General features: G+C 70.5%; 13 protein-coding genes. 7 read left to right on the forward strand and 6 right to left on the reverse strand.

All coding sequences use genetic code 11. From position 1 onward, the window contains the following. Positions 1–6 precede the first annotated feature (6 nt). Positions 7–990 carry an ArsR/SmtB family transcription factor gene (locus KOI35_RS36320; protein ID WP_246614337.1) on the forward strand — a complete coding sequence of 328 codons (984 nt, stop codon included), beginning with the start codon at positions 7–9 and terminating at the stop codon, positions 988–990. 38 nt (positions 991–1028) lie between these two features. Here the strand turns inward: KOI35_RS36320 and KOI35_RS36325 are convergent, their stop codons facing one another. After that, entirely contained in the window at positions 1029–4649 is a 3621-nt protein-coding gene (locus KOI35_RS36325) for an alpha-L-rhamnosidase (RefSeq protein WP_215793233.1), read from the reverse strand. Between the two features lie 168 nt (positions 4650–4817). Beyond that, positions 4818–5435: a TetR/AcrR family transcriptional regulator gene (locus KOI35_RS36330; protein ID WP_215793234.1), complete on the reverse strand. Its 618-nt coding sequence runs from the start codon at positions 5433–5435 to the stop codon at positions 4818–4820. Positions 5436–5483: 48 nt separating this feature from the next. Here KOI35_RS36330 and KOI35_RS36335 point away from each other — a divergent pair, with 48 nt between their 5' ends. The 4 genes from KOI35_RS36335 (at position 5484) to KOI35_RS36350 (ending at position 8695) form a co-directional block, all read left to right on the forward strand. Beyond that, entirely contained in the window at positions 5484–5819 is a 336-nt protein-coding gene (locus tag KOI35_RS36335; RefSeq protein ID WP_246614338.1) for a PNPOx family protein, read from the forward strand. A gap of 321 nt (positions 5820–6140) precedes the next feature. Further along, a complete protein-coding gene (locus tag KOI35_RS49145) occupies positions 6141–7205 on the forward strand; it encodes a methionine ABC transporter ATP-binding protein (protein WP_215793235.1) in 1065 nt (354 codons plus the stop codon). Further along, positions 7202–7858, forward strand: a complete 657-nt coding sequence (locus KOI35_RS36345; RefSeq protein ID WP_215793236.1) for a methionine ABC transporter permease — start codon at positions 7202–7204, stop codon at positions 7856–7858. The genes KOI35_RS49145 and KOI35_RS36345 overlap by 4 nt, the downstream gene beginning before the upstream one ends. Positions 7859–7876: 18 nt before the next feature. After that, positions 7877–8695 carry a MetQ/NlpA family ABC transporter substrate-binding protein gene (locus KOI35_RS36350; RefSeq protein WP_215793237.1) on the forward strand — a complete coding sequence of 273 codons (819 nt, stop codon included), beginning with the start codon at positions 7877–7879 and terminating at the stop codon, positions 8693–8695. 98 nt (positions 8696–8793) lie between these two features. Here KOI35_RS36350 and KOI35_RS36355 read toward each other — a convergent pair whose 3' ends face one another. Next, on the reverse strand, positions 8794–9399 hold the full coding sequence (locus KOI35_RS36355) for a hypothetical protein (RefSeq protein ID WP_215793238.1): 606 nt from the start codon (positions 9397–9399) through the stop codon (positions 8794–8796). A gap of 216 nt (positions 9400–9615) precedes the next feature. Between KOI35_RS36355 and KOI35_RS48595 the strand changes: the two genes are divergently transcribed. After that, positions 9616–12342, forward strand: coding sequence for a M14 family zinc carboxypeptidase (locus KOI35_RS48595; RefSeq protein WP_215793239.1), 2727 nt, complete (start codon positions 9616–9618; stop codon positions 12340–12342). A gap of 162 nt (positions 12343–12504) precedes the next feature. On the opposite strand, the gene KOI35_RS36365 is transcribed toward KOI35_RS48595, so the two are convergent. Further along, positions 12505–13614 carry a hypothetical protein gene (locus tag KOI35_RS36365; protein WP_215793240.1) on the reverse strand — a complete coding sequence of 370 codons (1110 nt, stop codon included), beginning with the start codon at positions 13612–13614 and terminating at the stop codon, positions 12505–12507. Positions 13615–13659: 45 nt separating this feature from the next. Then, positions 13660–14589 (reverse strand): M56 family metallopeptidase, encoded by a 930-nt coding sequence (locus KOI35_RS36370; protein ID WP_215793241.1) that lies wholly within the window; start codon positions 14587–14589, stop codon positions 13660–13662. 96 nt (positions 14590–14685) lie between these two features. Between KOI35_RS36370 and KOI35_RS36375 the strand changes: the two genes are divergently transcribed. Beyond that, positions 14686–16050: an MFS transporter gene (locus tag KOI35_RS36375; protein ID WP_215793242.1), complete on the forward strand. Its 1365-nt coding sequence runs from the start codon at positions 14686–14688 to the stop codon at positions 16048–16050. Here the strand turns inward: KOI35_RS36375 and KOI35_RS36380 are convergent, their stop codons facing one another. Beyond that, the gene (locus KOI35_RS36380; RefSeq protein ID WP_215793243.1) at positions 16051–20262 is read right to left on the reverse strand and encodes an NACHT domain-containing protein; all 4212 of its coding nucleotides are present in this window, start codon (positions 20260–20262) and stop codon (positions 16051–16053) included. Between the last annotated feature and the right edge of the window lie 19 nt (positions 20263–20281).

Consider the following 20281-nt stretch of genomic DNA (forward strand, 5'->3'; position numbering starts at 1 on the left):
GGCAACTTGGGGGCCGACGTGTTGCGCATCCACTTCACGCCGGAGGACATCGGCCGCGTGCGGATCGCGGGTGAGCCCGATCCGATGTGGGAGACGATCTTCAGTGTGTGGCGCCTGCGCCGGCCCGGCCCGGAGCTGGTCTACGGGCGCTGGCGCGGGCACGCGCTGAAGGCGAGCCGCCGCCCCGACCTCGAGCTGCTCATGCCGCTGGTCCGCGGCGCCTACTACCCCGACTTCCTGACGCCGGCCGAGGGTTCGGCGGGCCTGCAGGCGGCGATCGAGGCGATCAAGTCGACCCCGGCCACGCGGCTGCGCGAGGAGCTCGAGGAACTGGTCCGGCACGCGGGACCCAAGCCGTCGTGGATGAGTCAACTGGCCGACGGCGACACCGAGATCCTGACCCGGCTGGCCGGGGCGTTGCAGTCGCAGTACGAGAGTGCGATCGGCCCGTTCTGGTCCGAGGCGCGCGCCCACATCGAGGCCGAGCGTTCCCGGCGGGCCCGGGTGCTGCTCGACCATGGCGCCGAGGGGTTGCTCGACAGTTTCCGGCCGATGATGCGCTGGGAGCCGCCGGTGCTCGAGGTGGACGTGCCGTTCGACCAGACGTTGCACCTCAACGGGCGGGGGCTGCTGCTGGTGCCGTCCTACCTGTCGTGGGGAACGCCGGACACGTTGCGGGACACGTCGTTGCCGCCCGTGCTGGTCTATCCGATCGAGCACGACCTCACGCTGCGTGGTGGTCTGCGCCCGGCCGACGGTGAGTCGCTGGCCGCGCTGATCGGCCGCACCCGCACGTCGCTGCTCGAGTCGCTCGGCGACGGCCGGACGACCTCGGAACTGGCCCGCCGGGTCGGGGTGAGCGCGGCGTCGGTCAGCCAGCACACTGCCGTGCTGCGCGAGGCGCGCCTGATCCAGACCAGTCGAGCCGGCAAGGCGGTCGTGCACACATTGACGCCACTGGGCGAGCAGCTCCTGGGCGAGCTGCCCTGAGGCGGGGCCGCCGGTTGTGCCGACGGCCCCGGTTCGGGTCAGCTGGTCGTGGCGGTGAAGCTGTAGGTGCCGGACGCGAGCGAATAGCTCCCGGTGCCCTGAGGGACTGCCTCGGGCGGGGCGGTGACCGTGCCGGGGACCCGGACGACGGCGGTGGCGTTGGGCGGCACGGTCACCTTGAGAGTTAGTGTGGCGCCGCTACGGGTCCACGATGAACTGGTCGGACCGTACGCCGTGGTGAGCGAGGACTGCGCGGACGTGAGCGAACCGCCCGGTTTCGGCGCCACCAGCACCTGCCGGTAGCCGGGCGACCCGGGCGCGACGCCGCCGACCGAGCGGTACAGCCAATCGCCGACCGAGCCGAGCCCGTAGTGGTTGAACGAGTTCATGCCCGGGTCCTGCAAGGTGCCGTCCGGGCGGATGCCGTCCCAGCGCTCCCAGATCGTGGTGGCGCCGCGCGAGCTCATGTAGCCCCAGCCGGGATAGTCGGGCTGCTGCAGGATCCGGTACGCCGTGTCGGCGTGCCCGTGGTCGGCCAGCGCCGGCAACAGGTTCTCGACGCCCATGAAACCGACCGACAGATGACCGTTACGGGCGTCCACTTTCTGCGCGAGCTTGTCCGCTACGGACTGCGAACGCGCGGCCGGGACGAGTCCGAAGGCGAGCGCGAGCACATAGCCGGTCTGGCTGTTGTTGCCCACCGTGCCGTCGGCGGACACAAAACGCGCAGTGAAAGCGGCCGCGATCTGGTCGGCCAGCGTGCCGTAACTGGTCGCTTCGGCGGTTCGCCCGGTGGCGGCGGCGATGCGGGACAGCAGCCGGGCCGACCAGCCGAAGAACGCCGTACTGCTCACATTGTTGGGCGTGTTGTCGTCGACGTTCAGCCAGTCGCCGAACGTCTCGTGGTCGCGGATCAGGTCGGCGCCCGCGGTCGAGCGCAGGTAGTCGACGTATTTGGCCAGAGCCGCGAAGTGCTGGTCGGCCGGGTCCAGATCGCCGTACCGCTGCCAGACCGTGTACGGCACGATCACCCCGGCGTCGGCCCAGCCGGCCTTGCCCGCCCCGTCGATGACCGCCGGCGCCACGTCGGTGAACGCGCCGTCCGCCCGTTGCGCGTCGACCAGGTCGTCGACGAACTTGGTCAGCAGCCCATGGGTGTCGAAACCGAACGTCGAGGTGGCCGCGAACGAGGCGATGTCGCCGGTCCAGCCCAGCCGCTCGTCGCGCTGCGGGCAGTCGGTCGGGATGGACAACAGGTTGGACCGCGCACCCCAGAGGATGTTGTGCTGCACCTGGTTGATCAGCGGGTCGCTGGTGCTGAACGATCCGGTCTCGGCGCCGTTGGTCCACGCGGCCAGCCCGGTCAGGTTGGCCGCGGTGAACGTGCCGGGGAACCCGGTGATCTCCACGTAGCGGTAACCGTGCACGGTGAAGTGCGGTTCGAACACTTCCTGCGCACCCGTGCCGGCCAGCGTGAACGTGTCGGTCGCCTGGGCCGCGCGCAGGTTGGTCGTGTAGAGCGTTCCGTCGGCGTTCAGAATCTCGCCGTGCCGCAGCGTCACCCGGGTGCCGGCCGGTCCGGTGACCCGCAGCCGGTTCCAGCCGGCGAAGTTCTGGCCCAGGTCGGCGATCCAGGTGCCCGGCTTGGGCTGGGTGAGCGCCTTCGGAGCGAACTCCTGCTGCACGGTGACACCAGGGTCAACCTGCGCGACCAGGGGCGGTTGAGCGCCGGTGCGCACGGTGACCGGCGTGGTGGCCGTTCCGGCGATCCGGGCGTCCTGGTCTTCGCCGTGATAGAGGTCGTCGGCCACGATCGTGCTCGCCGAGGACGTCCAGGAACCGTCGGTCAGCACGTCAGTGTGCGTCCCGTCGGCGTAGTCGATGCTCAGCCGGGCCGAGTACCAGGGCTGCGTGCCGTACCGCTGACTGCCGGCGAACCCGATGTTGCCGGAATACCAGCCGTTCCCGACCAGCGCGCCGATCGTGTTGCCGCCGGTGCGCAGTTTCGCGGTCACGTCGTAGACGCGATATTGCACGCGCTTGGTGTAGTCCGTCCATCCGGGCGCGAGCCGTTCGTTCGTTACCGCCGCGCCGTTGATGCGCGTTTCGTGCAATCCGAGCGCGGTGGCGAACAGTCTCGCGCGGGCGACCGGCTTCGCAACGTCAAAACCCTTCCCCACGTACGGGGTGAAGTTTGCGACCGACACCTGGTTGCCCCACTGGCCGCCGCCGAGCGGAGCGCTCACCCGGGCCGCGACCCACGACGAGTCGTCGAAGCCCGGCTGCTCCCACCCGGACGGCGCCGTCTGGTTCGACTTCCAGCTGCCGTCGGTGACCACGGAACCGAGCTTGGCGATCACGCTCGCCGGGCCCGCGGTGGTGTTCGTGGCGGCGATCGCGATCGTGTTGCTGCCCGCCCGCAGTTGCGTGGTCACATCGACCGTTGTTGCGCGTTTCCACGAATCGGTCACCCGGCGCGACGTGCTGACCCGGGTGCCGTTGACCCAGACATCGGCCGTGTCGTCGCCGGTGACGACCAGGGTGGCCGGCGTGCCGGTGGCGCTGCGATCGAACGTACGGCGGAAATATCTGCTCCCGGCGGGCACGGAGTTGACCGGATCGCCCTCCGGGTACCAGATCCAGCTCGCTCCGGTCAGGGAAGCGGTGGCCGGTGCGCCGATGAAGCCGGCGCGCCACTGAGTGGCTGGGTCGAACAGTCCGGTGTCGAAGCGGGCGGGCGCGCTCCACGGGCTCGGCCGGCCCTGCGCGTCCCAGACCCGGACCCGCCAGTGGTAGGTGCGATCACTGACCAGAGCCGTTCCCGCGTACGGGATGTCGACGCTCTGCCCCGAGGCGACCTGACCCGAGTCCCAGACGTCGGAGCCACCGGCCGAGGTGCCCACGGTGACCTGATAACGGCCCTGGACCTGGCCGTTCATGGCGGAGACGAGCCGCCACCCGAAGCGGGGGTGCGTGGCGTCCAGGCCGATCGGGTTGGTCTGACGCTCGGTGGTGAGGCCGGCGAGCGTGACCGGCGAGGCGGCGTCGGCCGGGGCGCCGACGTTGCTGGCCCAGGGTCCGCTTCCGTACGCGCCCAGGTCCTTGGCTTGCACCCAGGTCTCGGGCACGGCGTTCGCGGCCTGCCACGCGCTGTCGGTGACCAGGTCGACGGTTCCGGCCGCGGAGGCGACGCGCAGATGGCCGAGCAGACCGGCCGGACCGGCGCTGGTGTTGCGCACCGCGATCCGCAAAGTGTTCGAACCTGAGCGAAGGGCACCGGCCAGGTCGATGTAGCGGGCCTGGCGCCAGGCGTCGGTGGTGCGCGGCGAGCCGGCCAGGTATTGGTCGTTGAGCCAGACGTCCACGGTGTCGTCGCCGGTCACCACGAGCTGCGCGTCGGTGTAGGGGCCGGCGGGGGCGGTGAAGGTGCGGCGCAGATAGCGGGTGGCGGCGGGGGCCGACTGCACCGGGTCGCCCTCGGGGTACCAGATCCAGCGGGCGGTGCCGAGACCGATGGGCGCGATCGCCGCACTGGTGTTTGTGGGGGTGAGGCGAGCGGCCGTGGGGGTGGCGGCGTGGACGGGGGTGGGGATGGTCAGCAGGGCGGCGGTGGCGGCGCTTATCAGGGGTAACGCACGCCTGGGGACGGGTCGGGCCATCGGGTCCTCCTCGGTGGGGGAGTGCTCCGCGGGGGGATCCACGTATTTGAACGTTTCAATGCGTGGTGCTCTTCACGTTATGGTCAATCCCGTGATCGACTCAAGGCGGAGCGGGGAAGTTGCCCGGAAATCCCTGCGCGGAGGTTCGTGCTTGACTCGCGGGCCGGTTCAGCGTGGAATCAGGTCTTTCAGGGTGAGCGACGACGGCGCCGGAAGCGGGCCCGTGGTGTGGAATGCGGTCAGCAGATAACCGGCCAGCCGCCGGGCCGCTCCGGCGGCGAATTCGGGTGGGCCGGCGGCGATTCCGTTCAGGGCCAGCACAATGACGGCCAGGTCGCCGGGAACGAAGTCGGGACGCAATTCTCCGGTGGCCTGGGCGCGGCCGACGAGTTCGGCGAAACCTGCCAGTGCGCGGTCGCGTTCCGCAGTCAGGGCGGCGGTGAAGACTACGCAGAATCCGCGGTTCCCGACCATCGTCAGGCACACCTTTTCGAGGAGCCGGCTGAAGCCACGCCACGGGTCGGCATCGGCCAGAGCCTCGTCGACGATCGCGGCGCAGGTGCGGAACTCGGCCGCGAACGCCTCGGCGAGCAGGGCTTCCTTGGTCGGGAAGCGGCGATAGACGGTGGCCACGCCGACTCCGGCCCGGCGGGCGATCGAGGTCATGGGGGCTTCCGGGCCACGCTCGGCGAACAACTGCCGGGCCGCGTCGACGATGCGGTCGCGGTTGTCGCGGGCGTCGCCGCGCAACTCGGCGGGCCGGGTGTGAGAGGGCGTGGTGCTCATTCCTCTCACTTTATGGCACGCTCCCCGGGCGCTGTTATCGTCGTCGGCATGAGGTTCCAGGGGTTCGTCGACCGGTTCAATTCCTGCGCCCTGGCGCTGCGTGATTCGCGGCGTTTCGGAGCGGCTGTGAGCCGGCGGCTGACCATTGTCAGCTACGTCGGGCGACGTTCTGGAAAGGAATTTCAGACGCCGGTCGCATACAAGCGACAGGGCGGGACCGTCCTCATTGCGGTGCAGATGCCGGACGCCAAGAAATGGTGGCGCAATTTCGAGGGCGAGGGCTATCCGCTCGCCCTGGAACTGGACGGCCGGAAGCAGTCCGGGCATGCGGTGGCCCGCCGCGACGGGCGGTCGCGCGTCCTGGTGACCGTCACTCTCGACTGACCCGGTGCCACGCCGTTGTGGTGTGCGCGGTGAGCCGGCGCCACGCTGTCATGGAGTCCGCAGGGACCCGGTGCTGCGCCACCTTGTTTGTCTGCGGCTACCGGGCGGTGATTGTGGTGCTGCCCTCTTCGTGAACTCTCCGTTTCGGGGCCGGGCGGTCTCGTAGCTACCGTGGTGCGAGTCGTAGCGGTCAGGGCCGAAGCCGGTGACGGTCGTTACAGACGGTGGATCACGCCGCCCGGGCAGGCTAGCGTGTCGATGTCTATAAACCTATGGGATTAATGGGTTTTAACACGTCGTCAACGCTGCCTAGGGTGCTGAGTGATCGAGATCAAGGGGCTCCGGAAGACGTACCGGGCCGAGGGCCGGCGCGGCCGGGAGGTCGTCGCGGTCGACGGCGTCGACCTCGCCGTGGCCGAGGGGGACGTCTTCGGCGTGCTCGGGCGCAGCGGCGCCGGTAAGAGCACGTTGCTGCGCTGCGTGAACATGCTCGAACGGCCGGATGCGGGCACGGTCGCGGTCGGTGGTGTCGAGTTGACCGCGCTCAACCGGCGCCGGCTGCGGCTCGCCCGCCACGGAATCGGGATGATCCATCAGCATTTCGCGCTGCTGTCATCCCGTACGGTGGCGGGGAATGTGGCTTTTGCTCTGGAAGTCACCGGTGTCGCGCGGGACGAACGCCGCGAACGGGTTGCCGAACTGCTCGACCTCGTCGGGCTGAGCGGGCGCGCCGACGCCTACCCGGCCCAGCTGTCCGGCGGCCAGAAACAGCGGGTCGGCATCGCCCGCGCTCTGGCCGCCCGGCCCAAGGTGCTGCTCAGCGACGAGGCCACGTCGGCCCTCGACCCGGAGACGACCGAGTCGATCCTGCGGCTGCTGCTCGACCTCAACCGGCGCCTCGGCCTGACCATCCTGCTGATCACGCACGAGATGACCGTCGTGAAGCGAATCTGCGGTTCGGCCGCGGTCATGCGCGACGGACGGTTCGTCGAATCCGGGCCGGTCACCGACCTGCTGCGGCGGCCCGGTTCGGAGCTGGCCCGCGATCTGTTCCCGCTCGACGCGCCGGACACTTTCCCTGGCCGCACGGTCGTCGACGTGACGGTGACCGGCGAGGACGCCGAGGTGCCGCTGCTCACCGAACTCGGCCGGAGCTTGGAGATCGACGTGCCGGTGCTCGCCGGCTCGGTCGAGACCCTGGCCGCGGGCCGCGCCGGACGGTGGCGGCTCGCGCTGCCCGGCGACGGCGCGGCGGCCATCCACCACCTGCGATCGCGGGGCGCCTACGTGGCTCCCGCGGTCGAACCCCCCGGCGCGGCCGAGCCTTGGACGCCGAGCGGCATCGCGGCGGACCAGCCGGGCGTCCCTTCGGAGGAGCTGCCGTGACCTCGTCGGAACTGTCCGAACTGCTGGCCGTCGGTCTGCGAGAGACGGCCTGGATGGTCGGCGTGTCCACGGTGCTGACCGCGGTCGGCGGCCTACTGCTGGGTGTGCTGCTCGTGCTGACCGCGCCGGGCGGAATGCTCGCCGCGCCGGTCGTCTCGTCCGTGCTCGGGTTCGTGGTGAACGTCGCGCGCTCACTTCCGTTCATCATTCTGCTCGTCGCGGTCATTCCGTTCACCCGGGCCGTGGTCGGCACGACGATCGGCACCGACGCCGCGATCGTCCCGCTCACCATCGGTGCGATCCCGTTCTTTGCCCGCATCGTCGAGGCCGCCCTGCGCGAAGTGCCGCCGGACGTGGTCGCCGCGGCCACCGCGATGGGCGCCACGCGCACCCAGATCGTCGGCAAGGTGCTGCTCCGCGAGGCCCGGCCCGGACTGGTCGCGGGCCTGACCATCACCGTGATCGCGCTGGTCGGCTACTCGGCCATGGCCGGCGTGGTCGGCGGCGGCGGGCTCGGTGACCTGGCCATCCGGTACGGCTACCAGCGTTTCGAGACCGAGGTCATGGTGGCCACGGTCGTCGTCCTCATCGTCTTCGTCCAGATCGTGCAGATGGCGGGCGACGTCCTCGTCCGCCGCCTGTCCCACAAATAGAAAGGCAGTACCAGAACCATGCGCCGCTCTCTCGCCGCCGTCCTCACGTCCGCCGCCCTCCTGCTGGGGCTCGCGGCCTGCGGTGGCAACGACAGTGAAGCCTCCGCCGCGTCCGACACGCTCAAGGTCGGGGTCAGCCCCGTGCCGCACGGCGAGATCCTCAAGTACGTCGCCGACAACCTGGCCGGCGCCGAGGGCCTCAAGCTCGACATCGTCGAGTTCAACGACTACGTGCAGCCGAACGTGGCCCTGAGCGAGAAGCAGCTCGACGCCAACTACTTCCAGCACAAGCCGTACCTGGACGAGGAGGTCGCGGCCAAGGGCTACAAGTTCACCGCCCTCGAGCCGGTGCACATCGAGCCGCTCGGCATCTACTCCAAGACGATCAAGAGCCTGAACGACGTACCGGAAAAGGGTGTGGTCGCCATCCCGAGCGACCCGTCGAACTCGGGCCGGGCCCTGAACCTGCTCGCCGTGAACGGGCTGCTCACGCTCAAGGACGGCGTCGGCGTCAAGGCCACCGAGAAGGACATCACGGCCAACCCGAAGAACCTGACGTTCAAGGCGCTCGAGGGTGCGCAGTTGCCACGCAGTCTCGAGGACACCGCGATCTCGGTGATCAACGGCAACTACGCGATCGAGACCGGGCTCAAGCCGGCGACCGACGCGCTGGCGCTGGAGAAGGGCGCGGACAACCCGTACGCGAACCTGCTCGTGGTGCGCACCGGCGACGAGAGCGACGCGCGCATCGTCAAGCTGGAGAAGCTGCTGCACTCGGACGAGGTCAAGAAGTTCATCACGGACAAGTACCAGGGTTCGGTTCTGGCCGCTTTCTGATCGTTCGCTCGGAGCGGGCGGGTGTGCCGCGGTGTCCGGACATGGTCGTTCGCTCAGATCGGGCCGGTGTGCCGCGGTGCCCGAACATGGCCGTTCGCTCAGAACGGGCCGGGGCCGCGGTGCCCGAACAGGGCGTCGAAGATCATCATGCCGCCCAGAGCGCCCGCCCCGGCCCCGAGTGCGGTCTTCCACCAGGGCGTCGAGTACCAGCCGGCCGGCACCTGACGGTCGCCCGGGTAGTAGTAGGGCGTCTGCTCGGTCGCGTACGGCCCGGCCTGGTAGGTGCGGCCCTGGATGACGACGCTGTGGTTGCCCTCGACGGTCCCGGCCTCCGCGGTCATGGCGGGCGCCGGGATCTCCGGTCCCGGTTCCAGGCCCATGGCCGTGCGGGCGGCGCGCACATAGGCCAGGCCCTCCAGCGCGGTCTCGCGGGCGAGCGCAAATTGCACGATGCTGTCCGCACGGTCAAGTTGGCCGCCCGCGGCGTGATAGCGCTCGGCCGCGTCGGCGAGCGCCTGCCGGGCCGCCGGCTCGTCACTCTGCAGCGTCATGAGCTGTCCGCCGAGACGCTCGTACCAGCGCTGGGCGTCGGCCCGGGCGTCGGACAGAGCCTGATTTCCCCGTACGGGGTTGGGCCCGCGCAGCCCGGTGACCAGAGCAAGCGCACCCACGCCGAACAGCAGTGCCAGCAGAAGTAGTCCCATGGCTCGACGGTAGGCAGGGTGTCTGTGGCGATCGCCGCTGTGAGCTGTGCGTCCGCTTGGAAGCCGGGGATCGCTCCGCCGTTCCCGCTGCCCAGGTGATGCGCGCTTCGGTCGGTGGTGCGCGCTTCGGCCCGCGGCTCGCACTTCAGTCGGCGGCGCACGATGACCGGGACGGGATGTTCCGTGATTGCGTGAGATAGGCCAACATCGATCATTGTGGACAACCCTCGGACGTTTGCCGGTCTCGGCGCCGCGCTGCTCGCCCTCGGACTGATCGCCGCCCCTGCCTCTGCGTCGGCTGCTCCCGACGGGTCGGCCGTGCCCGGTGTGTCGGCTGTGCCCGGCGGGTCGGCCGCGCCCGGTGCGTCGGCTGTGCCCGGCGGGCCGGCTTCTACGCGCGACTTCGGCAACGGGCCCGATCGCAACGAGGTCGCCTTCTCGGCGAACGCCGCGCCGCTGCTCGCGGCGGCGACAACGGCCCCGACGGCCCCGGCGTGGAAGCCCTCCCGGCAGGGTTATCCCCGGCAGCACGACCTGCGTGTCTACCCGGAGAACCCGGACGACCGTTCGATCAAGCTGGGCCTGATCCCCTACCACGGCATCGCCCCGAAACTGAACGCCCTGCAGGCCGCCTCGAACCGGGTCTCGGCCGAGGTGATCGGTCACTCCGCGCTGGGCCGCGACCTCTATCTGGCGACAGTGACCGCGCCCGAGACCGCCGCCCAGGCCGCGAAACAGGACCGCTGGCGGCAACTGATCGAGGACGACCCGGTCCGGGCCCGGCGTGACCGCGAGCTCGCCCGCGACTACAAGACGCCGGTCTGGATCAACGCGAACATCCACGGCGACGAGTGGGAGGGCACGGACGGCGCGTTGCGCGTTATTGAGCGTTTGGCGACCGCCACGGACACCGCCACGGTCAGCTTCCTGCGGCGGGCGCGCGTCTATGTGACCGTCACGAACAACCCGGACGGCCGGATCGCCGGAACACGCGCGAACGGCGCCGGCTTCGACATCAACCGCGACCACGCGACCAGTTCGCAGCCCGAGTCGCGGGCCGTCCGGGACGTGCTGATCGCCACGCAACCGCTGGTCATGCTGGACGAGCACGGCTACACCGGGACGACCCTGATCGAGCCGGCCACCCCGCCGCACGGGCAGAACTACGAGTACGACCTCTACATCAAGCACGCGCTGCCCAACGCGCTCGGCATGGAGGCGGCGATCCAGCGGCTCGGGCACGCTGAGACCCAGCGGGCCGACATCCCGTTCCGGGACTACGCGCCGGGCGACTGGGACGACTGGCCGCCGATCTTCACCCCGATGTACGCGATGTACCACGGCGCGATCGGGCACACCGTCGAGATCCCCCTCCGGGTGAACCGCGGCGACTACACCACGTTGCCAGTCGAGGAGCTCCGACGACGCTCCGCAGTCAACACCGATGTCGTCTCCGCGACGATCGAGGCCACCCTCACCTACGCCGACACCAACCGGGCGAGCCTGCTGACCGACCAGATCGAGCAGTTCCGCCGCGGCTGGGCGGGCGAGAAGCAGCGCGAGATCCCGGACGGTTACGTGGACGGGTTCGGGCCCGAGGACCGCTACTCGACGAGCTTCCCGCGGGCGTACGTGATCCCGGCCGGTACGCCTGCTGCGGCCCGGCTGGTCGACCTGCTGATCGCCCACGACGTGCGGGTCACCCGCGCCCGCCAGGCGTTTTCGCTGAACGGCAAGCGTTACCCGGCCGGCACCTACCTCGTCGACATGCACCAGCCCAAGCGCGGGCTGGCCAACGTGATGCTCGAGGCGGGCCGCGACATCTCCGGGCTCGTACCCCAGATGTACGACATCTCGGGCTGGAGCCACCGGCTGCTGTGGGGCGCGGCGGTGGACATCAGCCGTTACGCTGCTCCTCGCGTGTCGACCGCGCCGGTGGCCGCCGCCACGGCTACCGGCGCGGTCACCGTGGGTCCGGGCCGCGATCTTGCCCTCACGATGCGCGATGGGGCCGACGTACGGGCGGTGAATGCTCTGCTCGACGCGGACGTCAAGGTGTTCCGCTCGGGCGCGGACACGGTCGTGATTCCGGCTTCGGCGCGTCGACAGGTGGCCGAGATCGCCGGCCGTTACGGCGTCCGGTTCGAGGCCGCCCGCGCAAAACCGTCCGGAGCGCCGTTCGCCAAGCCGGTGCTGGCCGCGGCGGTGGCCGCCGACGAACTGTTCGCCCTGCGCGAGATGGGCTTCGAAGTGCGCACGGTGTCGACCGCGGCGCTCAACGACGGCGCCACCCTGGCCGGGGTCGACTCCCTGATCGTGTCGTCCGGGCTGAGCTACGGCCAACTGACCGCCACGGGCAAGGCGACTGTCGACGGTTTCCTGGCCGCGGGCGGCGGCGTGGTCACCCGCGGTGCGACCGGTGCCGCCTTCAACGCCGCGGCCGGGTTGCTGCCCGTGACCGCGGTGCAGGGTCGCGGCGACGCCAACGGAGTCGTCGCCGTCCAGAACACCGGCCCGCTGACCGGCGCCGGCTCACCGTCGCACACCTTCGTCTACTCGCCAATGTGGTTCACCGCCACCGCCACCGCCACCGCCACCGCCACCGCCACCGCCACCGCCACCGCCACCGCCACCGCCACCGCCACCGCCACCGCCACCGGCACCGCCACCGGCACCGCCACCGGCACCGGCACCGGCACCGGCTTCACAGTCGAACAGCGTTACGCCGCCACCGACCCGCTCGTGGCCGGCCACTGGCTGCCGGTTTCCGACGGCGTCGGCGGTCCCGCACAGGCAGCCGGTCAGCCCTCGGTCATCTCCGGCACCACCGCCACCGGCGGCCGTACCGTCCTGTTCGGCACCGAGCCACTGTTCCGGGCGCATCCCAAGGGCCTGTATGCCCAGTTCGCGCGGGCACTTTTCTGGACGGCCGCCGGACCGTAGACGAGCGGCGCCCCAAGCGGTCCGGCCCAGTTCGCGCGGGCCCTTTTCTGGACGGCCGCCGGACCGTAGCCGAGCGGCGCACCAAGCGGTCCGGCCCAGTTCGCGCGGGCCCTTTTCTGGACGGCCGCCGGACCGTAGCCGACCGGCCGCGTGATCCACGGGTCAACCCTGGAGGAGCACGCCGGTGAGCGGGTCGTAGCGCAGGTCGCGGCGGTGTCGGGGCTTGCCGGTGATGGCGCGCACCTCGGTGATCAGGCGGCCGGTCACGATGTCGTCGGAGGTGGACACGGTTCGCCACGGGTTGTCGTCGCGCAGGATCAGGGCCGGGGCGGTGAAGTCGGCGGCCGGGGAGACGATCGAGTAGCGCGGGCCGGTCGGTGGGTCGATGTCCAGGCCGCCGTCGGTGCGGATCGTGGTGGTGACGACCACGGTGCCCTCGGCGTCGCGGATCGGGGCGGGCTGGCCGGCCCGGTAGGGCGTACGGCCGCTGCCCTGCACGTCCTGGCCGTTGTAGAAGGTGCGGCCCACCTTGTCGACCCAGAAGTGCGGCACGGTCGCCTTGGCCGCGCCCATGGTCGGGCCGGGGTAGTAGGACATGTGCCAGTGCGGCGGATTGTCCTGGTGAATCGGGTTGTTGGTCTCGAACCCCATGAGTGCGTAGAAGTGCTTGCGGCGTCGCGCCTCGGCGATCAGGCCCGAGTCGTCGAGGACGGCCTGGCTCGCGGTCATCCAGGTGATGACGGCGGCCGTCTCGCCGGAGGGCCAGGCAGCGGTCGACCAGTATCCGGCGGCGCGGTCGGCGGCGTTGTGCTCGACGTGCCAGTAGAGGCCGGTGGCCGGGGTGCTCAGGTGGCTCCAGACCTGCACGGTGGGGGAGTCGGCGGCGGGAGTCGCTCGGTAGACCGGCAGCGTGAACGTGACGGCGTCGGTGTCGCGGCGCAGCGGGAGGCGGCGTTCCCCGGCGACCACGACGCTGATCGTCTGGCCGGGCCAGCGGACGGTGACCGGGATGCCGGCGTCGCTGCGCGGGCCCTGGATGAACTGGAGATATTCGGCGCGGCTGGCTGCCCGGTACTGGTTGCCGGGCACGAACGCGTAGCCGGGTGGCAGGACGATCTCCGGGGTCTGCGGGAGACCGGGCTCCGCCCGGACGACGCGGAACGAGGCGTAGAAATCCGCCGCCAGCGCGGCTGACGGGTCGGCAAGGTCAGGCCCGGTCAGGGCGACGGCTCCCGCGGCCAGGAGGGAGCGGCGCGTGATTCCGATCGGCATCCATCGAAGCTAGTGATTGCCGATGGATGCCCGGTGAACCCCGTTCTAATGCAGCATGCCCGCCGTGTAGAGGAGCTCGCCGAAGTCGGCCACGCACTCGCCGGTCCAGATCACCGAGCCCGCGGCCACGGCCAGCGGCAGCGCGACCAGCGCGAGCAACCCGGCCGTGAAACGCGGCGCCAGCAGGGACGCGACCCGGCGCGGGACCACGCCGGCGCTGCGCAGATCCCAGCTCGCGGGGGCCATCGACAGGCCGACCCGGGTGTGCGCGGCCCGCAGCGCGGCGGCGCCGATCGCCTTGGCCACCACCCGGCGGTCGCCCACCTGCTCGGCCGCGCGCTCGTCGGCGGCCCGCTCGACCAGGAACTCGATGCGCCGGGTGAGCCACCGGAACGCCGGGTGGACCGCGGCGGCCAGCCGGGCGAACAGCACCAGGTAGTGGTGCCGCGCGTCGAGGTGGGCCCGCTCGTGGGCGAGCAGCGCGCTGTACTGCTGGTCGTCCAGGGCCGAGCGCATGCCGGTGGTGACCACCACGCGGCCGGGCGCGCCGGGCACCGCGAACGCCTCGGCCCGGATGTCGTCGATCATCGTGACCCGGTCGGTGTCGACGGGCAGGCCACGGAACTCGGCCGCCACCTGCTTCTCCCGGCGGTGCAGCCGGGCGACGCGGACCATGCCGGCCACGGCGACCAGCAGCAACACGGCCGACAGGGAGGACACCCACGGCTCGCGCTCGGTGTCGGCCCGCACCACCGCGTCGGAGAAACCGAGCCGGACGGCGACCGGGTGCAGTTCGGCCACCGCCTTGAGCGCGAACGCGGACAGGCTGACCAGGCAGGCCGCGGCGGCGGTGACGATCGAGATGACCAGGACGGTCACGGCCGCCTCGGGCCGCAGCCGGTCGGCCAGCCAGCGCACGAACACCGCGACCAGCACCGGACACACGATGACAGAGACCACGAAATGGTCGAACATGCGGCCTCTCCTCGTTGTCCACCGGCCCGGGCACAACAGTCATACACCCAGGTGGCGGTGGACCTGAAGGGTGCTTCAGGTCATACGGTGGGGACCATGGTCGCTATCCGGGGTCACGTCCATGTCTTCTTCCAGTTGCTGGTCAACACGCTTCTGGTGTCGGTCACGAACTTCACCGTGTGGTTCGCGATCACGTTCTACACGTACATCGAAACGCAATCGGTCTTTGCCACCGGTGTCATCTCGGGCATTTTCCTGGTGCTGACGGCGCTGACCGGGATCTGGTTCGGCAGCCTGGTCGACCACCACCCCAAGAAGACGATGATGCAGATCTCGGCCGGGGTCTCGCTCGGTACGTACGTGATCGCCCTGGTCCTTTACCAGCTCACACCGCGCGAGGAGTTCGCCGACCCGGCCAGTGTGCCGCTCTGGATCCTGATCGTGCTGCTCATGGTCGGGGTGATCACGGGCAACATCCGGACGATCGCGCTGCCGACGATGGTGACCGCGCTGATCGAGGAGGACACCCGTGACCGCGCGAACGGCCTGGTCGGCACCGCGTCCGGGGTGTCCTTCCTGGTCACGTCGGTGATCAGCGGGTTGCTGGTGGCGCTGGGCGGGATGTTCTGGGTGCTGATCGTGGCGATCGTCGTGCTGGCGCTGTCGATCGCACACCTCTTCTTGGTGAGGGTGCCCGCCGATCGCGTGGCGGCGGAGTCGACTGCCCCTGAAGCGGGCGCCGCAGTGGGTGCGCCCGTGGGCAAGGTCGATCTGCGCGGGACCGTGCGGTTGATCGGCCAGGTTCCGGGTCTCACCGCGCTGATCGTGTTCTCCGCGTTCAACAATCTGCTCGGCGGCGTCTTCATGGCGCTTCTCGACGCGTACGGGCTCTCGATGATGTCGGTGCAGGGCTGGGGCCTGCTCTGGGGCGCTCTGAGCACGGGCTTCATCGTCGGCGGACTGCTTATTTCCCGTACGGGCCTGAGCAAGAACCCGGTCTGGCTCCTGCTCATGATCAACGTGTTGCTGTGGACCGTCACGCTGCTCTTCCCGCTGCGCGACTCGGTCGTCTGGCTGGCCGCCGGCCTGTACATCTACATGCTCGCGGTGCCCTACGCCGAGGCGGCCGAGCAGACGATCCTGCAGAAGGTCGTCCCGTACGAGCGCCAGGGCCGGGTGTTCGGTTTCGCGCAGAGCGTCGAGCAGGCGGCGTCGCCGATGACCGCTTTCCTGATCGCGCCGATCGCTCAGTTCGTGTTCATCCCGTTCATGACCGACGGTGCCGGCGCGCGACTGATCGGCGACTGGTTCGGCACCGGCGCGGCCCGCGGGCTGGCCCTGGTCTTCATGCTCACCGGCGTGTGTGGGCTGATCCTGACCGCGGTCGCCCTGCGCAGCCGCCCCTACCGCCGCCTGAGCAGCCGATATGCGACCGCCGAGCCGAGCCCGGCCGCGAACTGATCAGGAGCGTCCGCGACAGGTCTCGTGATATTCGAGGTGGCCCGCGTACTCCGTCCATTGAGCGGGCGAGAGCGGTTCGCCGGCCTCGGCACAGGCGACGCCGATCGGGTCGGCGGGCGGCGGAGACGTCGGCAGGTCGGCGATCGGCCAGACCGAGACGAGATCGGTCTCCAGACGCTCGGATCCGAAGCGGTCGTACGTGAAGAGTCCCCAAGCGCCGTTCGTGCTGTACGTGACGTCGTCGACCACCGATCCGAGACTCATCTCCTGGGGAGTGGCGGCTTCCGGACCCAGATGCCAGGCGGTGACCGGGCGATGATCACCGGACCGGATGGCGTAGTCCGACCAGCGCGACGTGTACGTATTCGCCGGACGGGGTGGCAGGGGAACCGGCGCTGTCGGTGCGACCGCGAGGTTCCAGAGATACTCGCGCCCCTGGGTGTCCTTCGCGAGGATCCACGGCGCCGTCGCGTCAGGGGCCGGGCTCAAGGACGAGTCATCGGCACGGATGGCCGGCGTGAAGGCGGCTCGCCTTCGCGGCTCGGCCCGCAGGTCCCACACCTCGGTCGATTCGTCCCGATGAGGCACCACCGCCCACGGGCCGTTGAGGATCTGGTAGGGCTCGGCGGCCGAGTGGCCCGCAGCGATCGTGCCGGTGGACGATCCGGGGAGGCCGACAAACGTGATCGACTCGTCGGTGCCTTTGACCACCGCGGTGCGGCCGTCGACGCTGATCTCATAGGCGCTCACCCCGGTGGCCAGCCGGGTGGCCACCGGCGGGCCGGAGCCGGCGATGTCCAGGGCCCACAATGACCGGTCGCCGCCGATCGCGGTGATCAGTCCGGCATCGTCGATCTGCAGCTCGGCATCCCCCAGGCCCACGTCGACCCGCACCGGTCGCGGTCCGCGCAGGTCGAACAGGCTGTTCTCATAGAGCATCCAGCGGCCGTCGGACGTACGGACCGGGTCGTCACCGGTTCCGCTGACCTCGAGAATCTGTTGCGGCGGCGTGCTGTCCAGGTCCCAGTAGAACCGGCTCCCGTCGTCGTGCACCATCAGCGTTGCGCCGGCGAAGTCTGATAAGAGATCGTAGGTGGCGCCGCTCTGGACACCGGCCTTCACGATGCGCCCGCCGTGGGCGAGGTCGACGGCCAAGCGGGGCATTCCGGTCCGGGCGGCCAGCGCCCAGTCGGAATCGTCGTCGAGGTCGACGGCATCGGCCCAGCTGCCGTCGAGGCGGGCGAGCGGGGACCGGAGGTCGTCGAGATCCCAGAAGGTCAGCTCGCTCCGGTCGCTCAAGGCAAGGTGACGCGCGGAGAGGTCCAATACCTCCACCTCGGTGCCGGGAACGGGCAAGGCTACGGACCGGGGGACTTCGCCCGACAGATCCCAGAGTGTCGGTGCTCCCTCGCCCTCCAGCGCCAGGTAGTCGCCATCGTCGTTACCACCCACGTGGCGGTAGACGCCGTCGGCGAGGTGGTATCTGGTCGGGGCCGCGGCCGAGAGGTCCCACGCTTCCGCCTCACCGTCGGTGCGGATCAGGACCAGCCAGGTGCCGACGGCCACGAGGTAGTTCTGGTGGGTCAGATACCCCTTGGCGTTCGCGTGCCCGGCCTGCAGGTAGGCGCCCAGCTCCACCACCGAGCTGCCGTCGGGATCGATCTCGGCAGCGGCGATGCGCAGCTGGAGCGCGGCTTGCGGATGGCTCGCCGAGATCGCGTCGGCTCGGTGGGTCAGGGCCCGGGCCCGGCCGTCGCGCTCGTCGTCGAGTCGGTAGGAGAAGGAGTCGTCGAGCTCGGCGACGGCTCCGGCGACGACGAGATACCCCACCGCGACCACTGAGCCCATCGTGGTCAGGACGGACCAGATCTTCCGGGACGCCTGGCGGCGCCGCAGGTCGGTGACCGTGGCGAACTGGCGGGACTCGGGTGTCGGCACATCGTCCGCGACGACCCGGCCGGCCAGGTGGCGCTCCACCTTGTCGTGCCGGAACTGCAACAGCGGACCGACCTGGCGGAGCACTCCCCGGGCCCGCGCGGCCTCGAGGAAGTCGAGCGTCCGCCATGGCAACCGGCGCCACCCCGCCAGCCAGAGCCGGGCCGCGGTGAAGGAGACCCAGGGCGCGCCGCTGCCGAGGAGGACGACCACGAGGACGATCACCCCGACCGCCAGCCCGGCGGCCGGCGACGCGTCGGTCGGATATCCGGTCACGTCCAGCTGCTCCGGGTCCAGAGAGCTCAGGTAGGCCGCGCTGACGCCCACCGACAACCCCGCACTCACCGCGATGGCCAGCGAGGTCGTCCAGTCGGCGCGGAAGGTCACACGTGGCGACGCTGCCTCCTGGTCGTCCGGTGGTGACGACAGCCATCGGCCGATGCCGACGGGCAGGCCGATGCCCACCGCGAGGAGCACCACCGACCAGGCCGCGGAGCGCGCGCCACCCAGCCAGACGACGTCGCTCACGTGCAGAACGCGTCCGGCGTCGTCGGCGTCGGACTCCACGCTGTAGTAGCGGTCGAGCCCGACGGCAACGGCCGTGATCGCCCCCACCGGGAGGGCGAACAGAAGCCCGGTGACGAGCCCGGAGAGCAGGTGAACCGGCAGCCGCCGGAAATGCCAGGCCGGCCGGATCGGCACGGTGCCCCGCCATACCGCAAGCCCGCTGGTCAGGAGCCCGACGCCGGCCCCGGCGCCGGCGAACAGGACCCCCGCGTCTACGTCGGTCGACCGGGTCCAGCGGTAGTCCGGGATGGCATCGTCGAACCCGAGACCGAACGCGAGGAACGCGAGGGCCACGGCGACCACCGTCGCACCCCGGGCGGCCGCGCCGGCTACCGAGGCGGCGACCCACCTGCGGTCGGATCGCCGGTGCAGGTTGCGGGCGGCGTTCAGTCCGGCGACCAGACCGGCCAGCAACCCCACGAACAGGCCGGCCCGCAGATTGCCCCAGCCGCCCTCCGGCAGCGGCCGCAGCAGCGCGAACGCGAGACCGACGGCCGTCGTCACCCAGCTCGTGATGATCACGACCAGGATCGGGGACGGTATCGCGAGGGGCAACTCCCACCAGGCCAGGTTCGGGGAGTGCAGACGGTGCCGAAGATGCTGGGCGATGGTCCGCAGGTGACGCTGGGATCGGTGGTCGTGCGGGTAGGTGTCGTCGAGGAACGCCGAGACCAGATGTTCCTCGATCTCGTCGGCCCAGTCGAACCAGGTCAGATGGTCGGGGTCGAGGCCATCCGGTCCGTGCACGGAGCGGGCCAAGGAGATCATCAACGGCGTACTCAGCGCTCGCGCGAGCTCACCGGACGGGTCGGCCCGCAACTCCGCGGCGACGACGGCCCACCGATCGGACCCTTCGGGCTCGGACGCGGTGAGGAAGGCGATCGTGTTGTCCACCGTGGCCGGGTCGATCGTCAGCTCGGCCGGAATCATCCGCTGACCGATGGCGGCGACCAGTTCGTCGTACTCTTTCTCCCGGCAGGTGATCAGCATCTCCGGCCCGCCCGCCGCGGCCAGATCGCTGATCTGGACCGCCGCCTGCTCGCGCAGGGCACGATCGAGCTCGTCCAGGCCGTCCAGGACCAGCAGGACCCGGTTTTCGTCGACGAGCCTGGTCGGCGCGTCCGGACCGTACCGGTCCGCGTCGGTCAGCTCGGGATAGTTCGTCGCGATCCAGCGCGCCAGCCACGGCCTCAATTCCTCGGCGTCGGGTCGCCAACCAGCCACCGGCAGCAGCACCGGCACCGGTTCGGTCGCCGTCCGGTCGTACGCCGCGGCGACCGTGAAGAGCACCGCCAGCGTGCTTTTGCCGGAACCCGGCGCGCCCCGGATCGCCAGATGACGGGTCGGCAGCGCGCGGAACGCGGCCACCAGCCCGGCCGCGGGCTGCGGATCGTCCGGGACGAGGAATCCCTCCGCGCCTCCGCTCTGATGCCAGGTCAGGCGCAGCGGCTGCGGGTGGCGCAGCCGCCGGGAACGGATCTCGGCCGTCCACTCCCGGACACCCAGCTCGGCCAGGCGGGCCGCTGCCCGGTCGAGCGGGGGCGGGGCGTCGCCGCGCCCGTCCCGGATGAGGGCGACGACCGCGACGAGCAAGGCGGCGATGCTCAGAAAGGCGGACGCCACGCTGGCCAGCGAGTCGGCCTGAGCCAGATCGTCCTCACGGCCCCGGGCGAGGAACGTCAGGAACAGCACCAGGCCGGCGAAGAACACGACGGCGCATCCAAGAAGG

It is taken from the genome of Paractinoplanes bogorensis, assembly GCF_018829635.1.
Lineage (GTDB): Bacteria > Actinomycetota > Actinomycetes > Mycobacteriales > Micromonosporaceae > Actinoplanes > Actinoplanes bogorensis.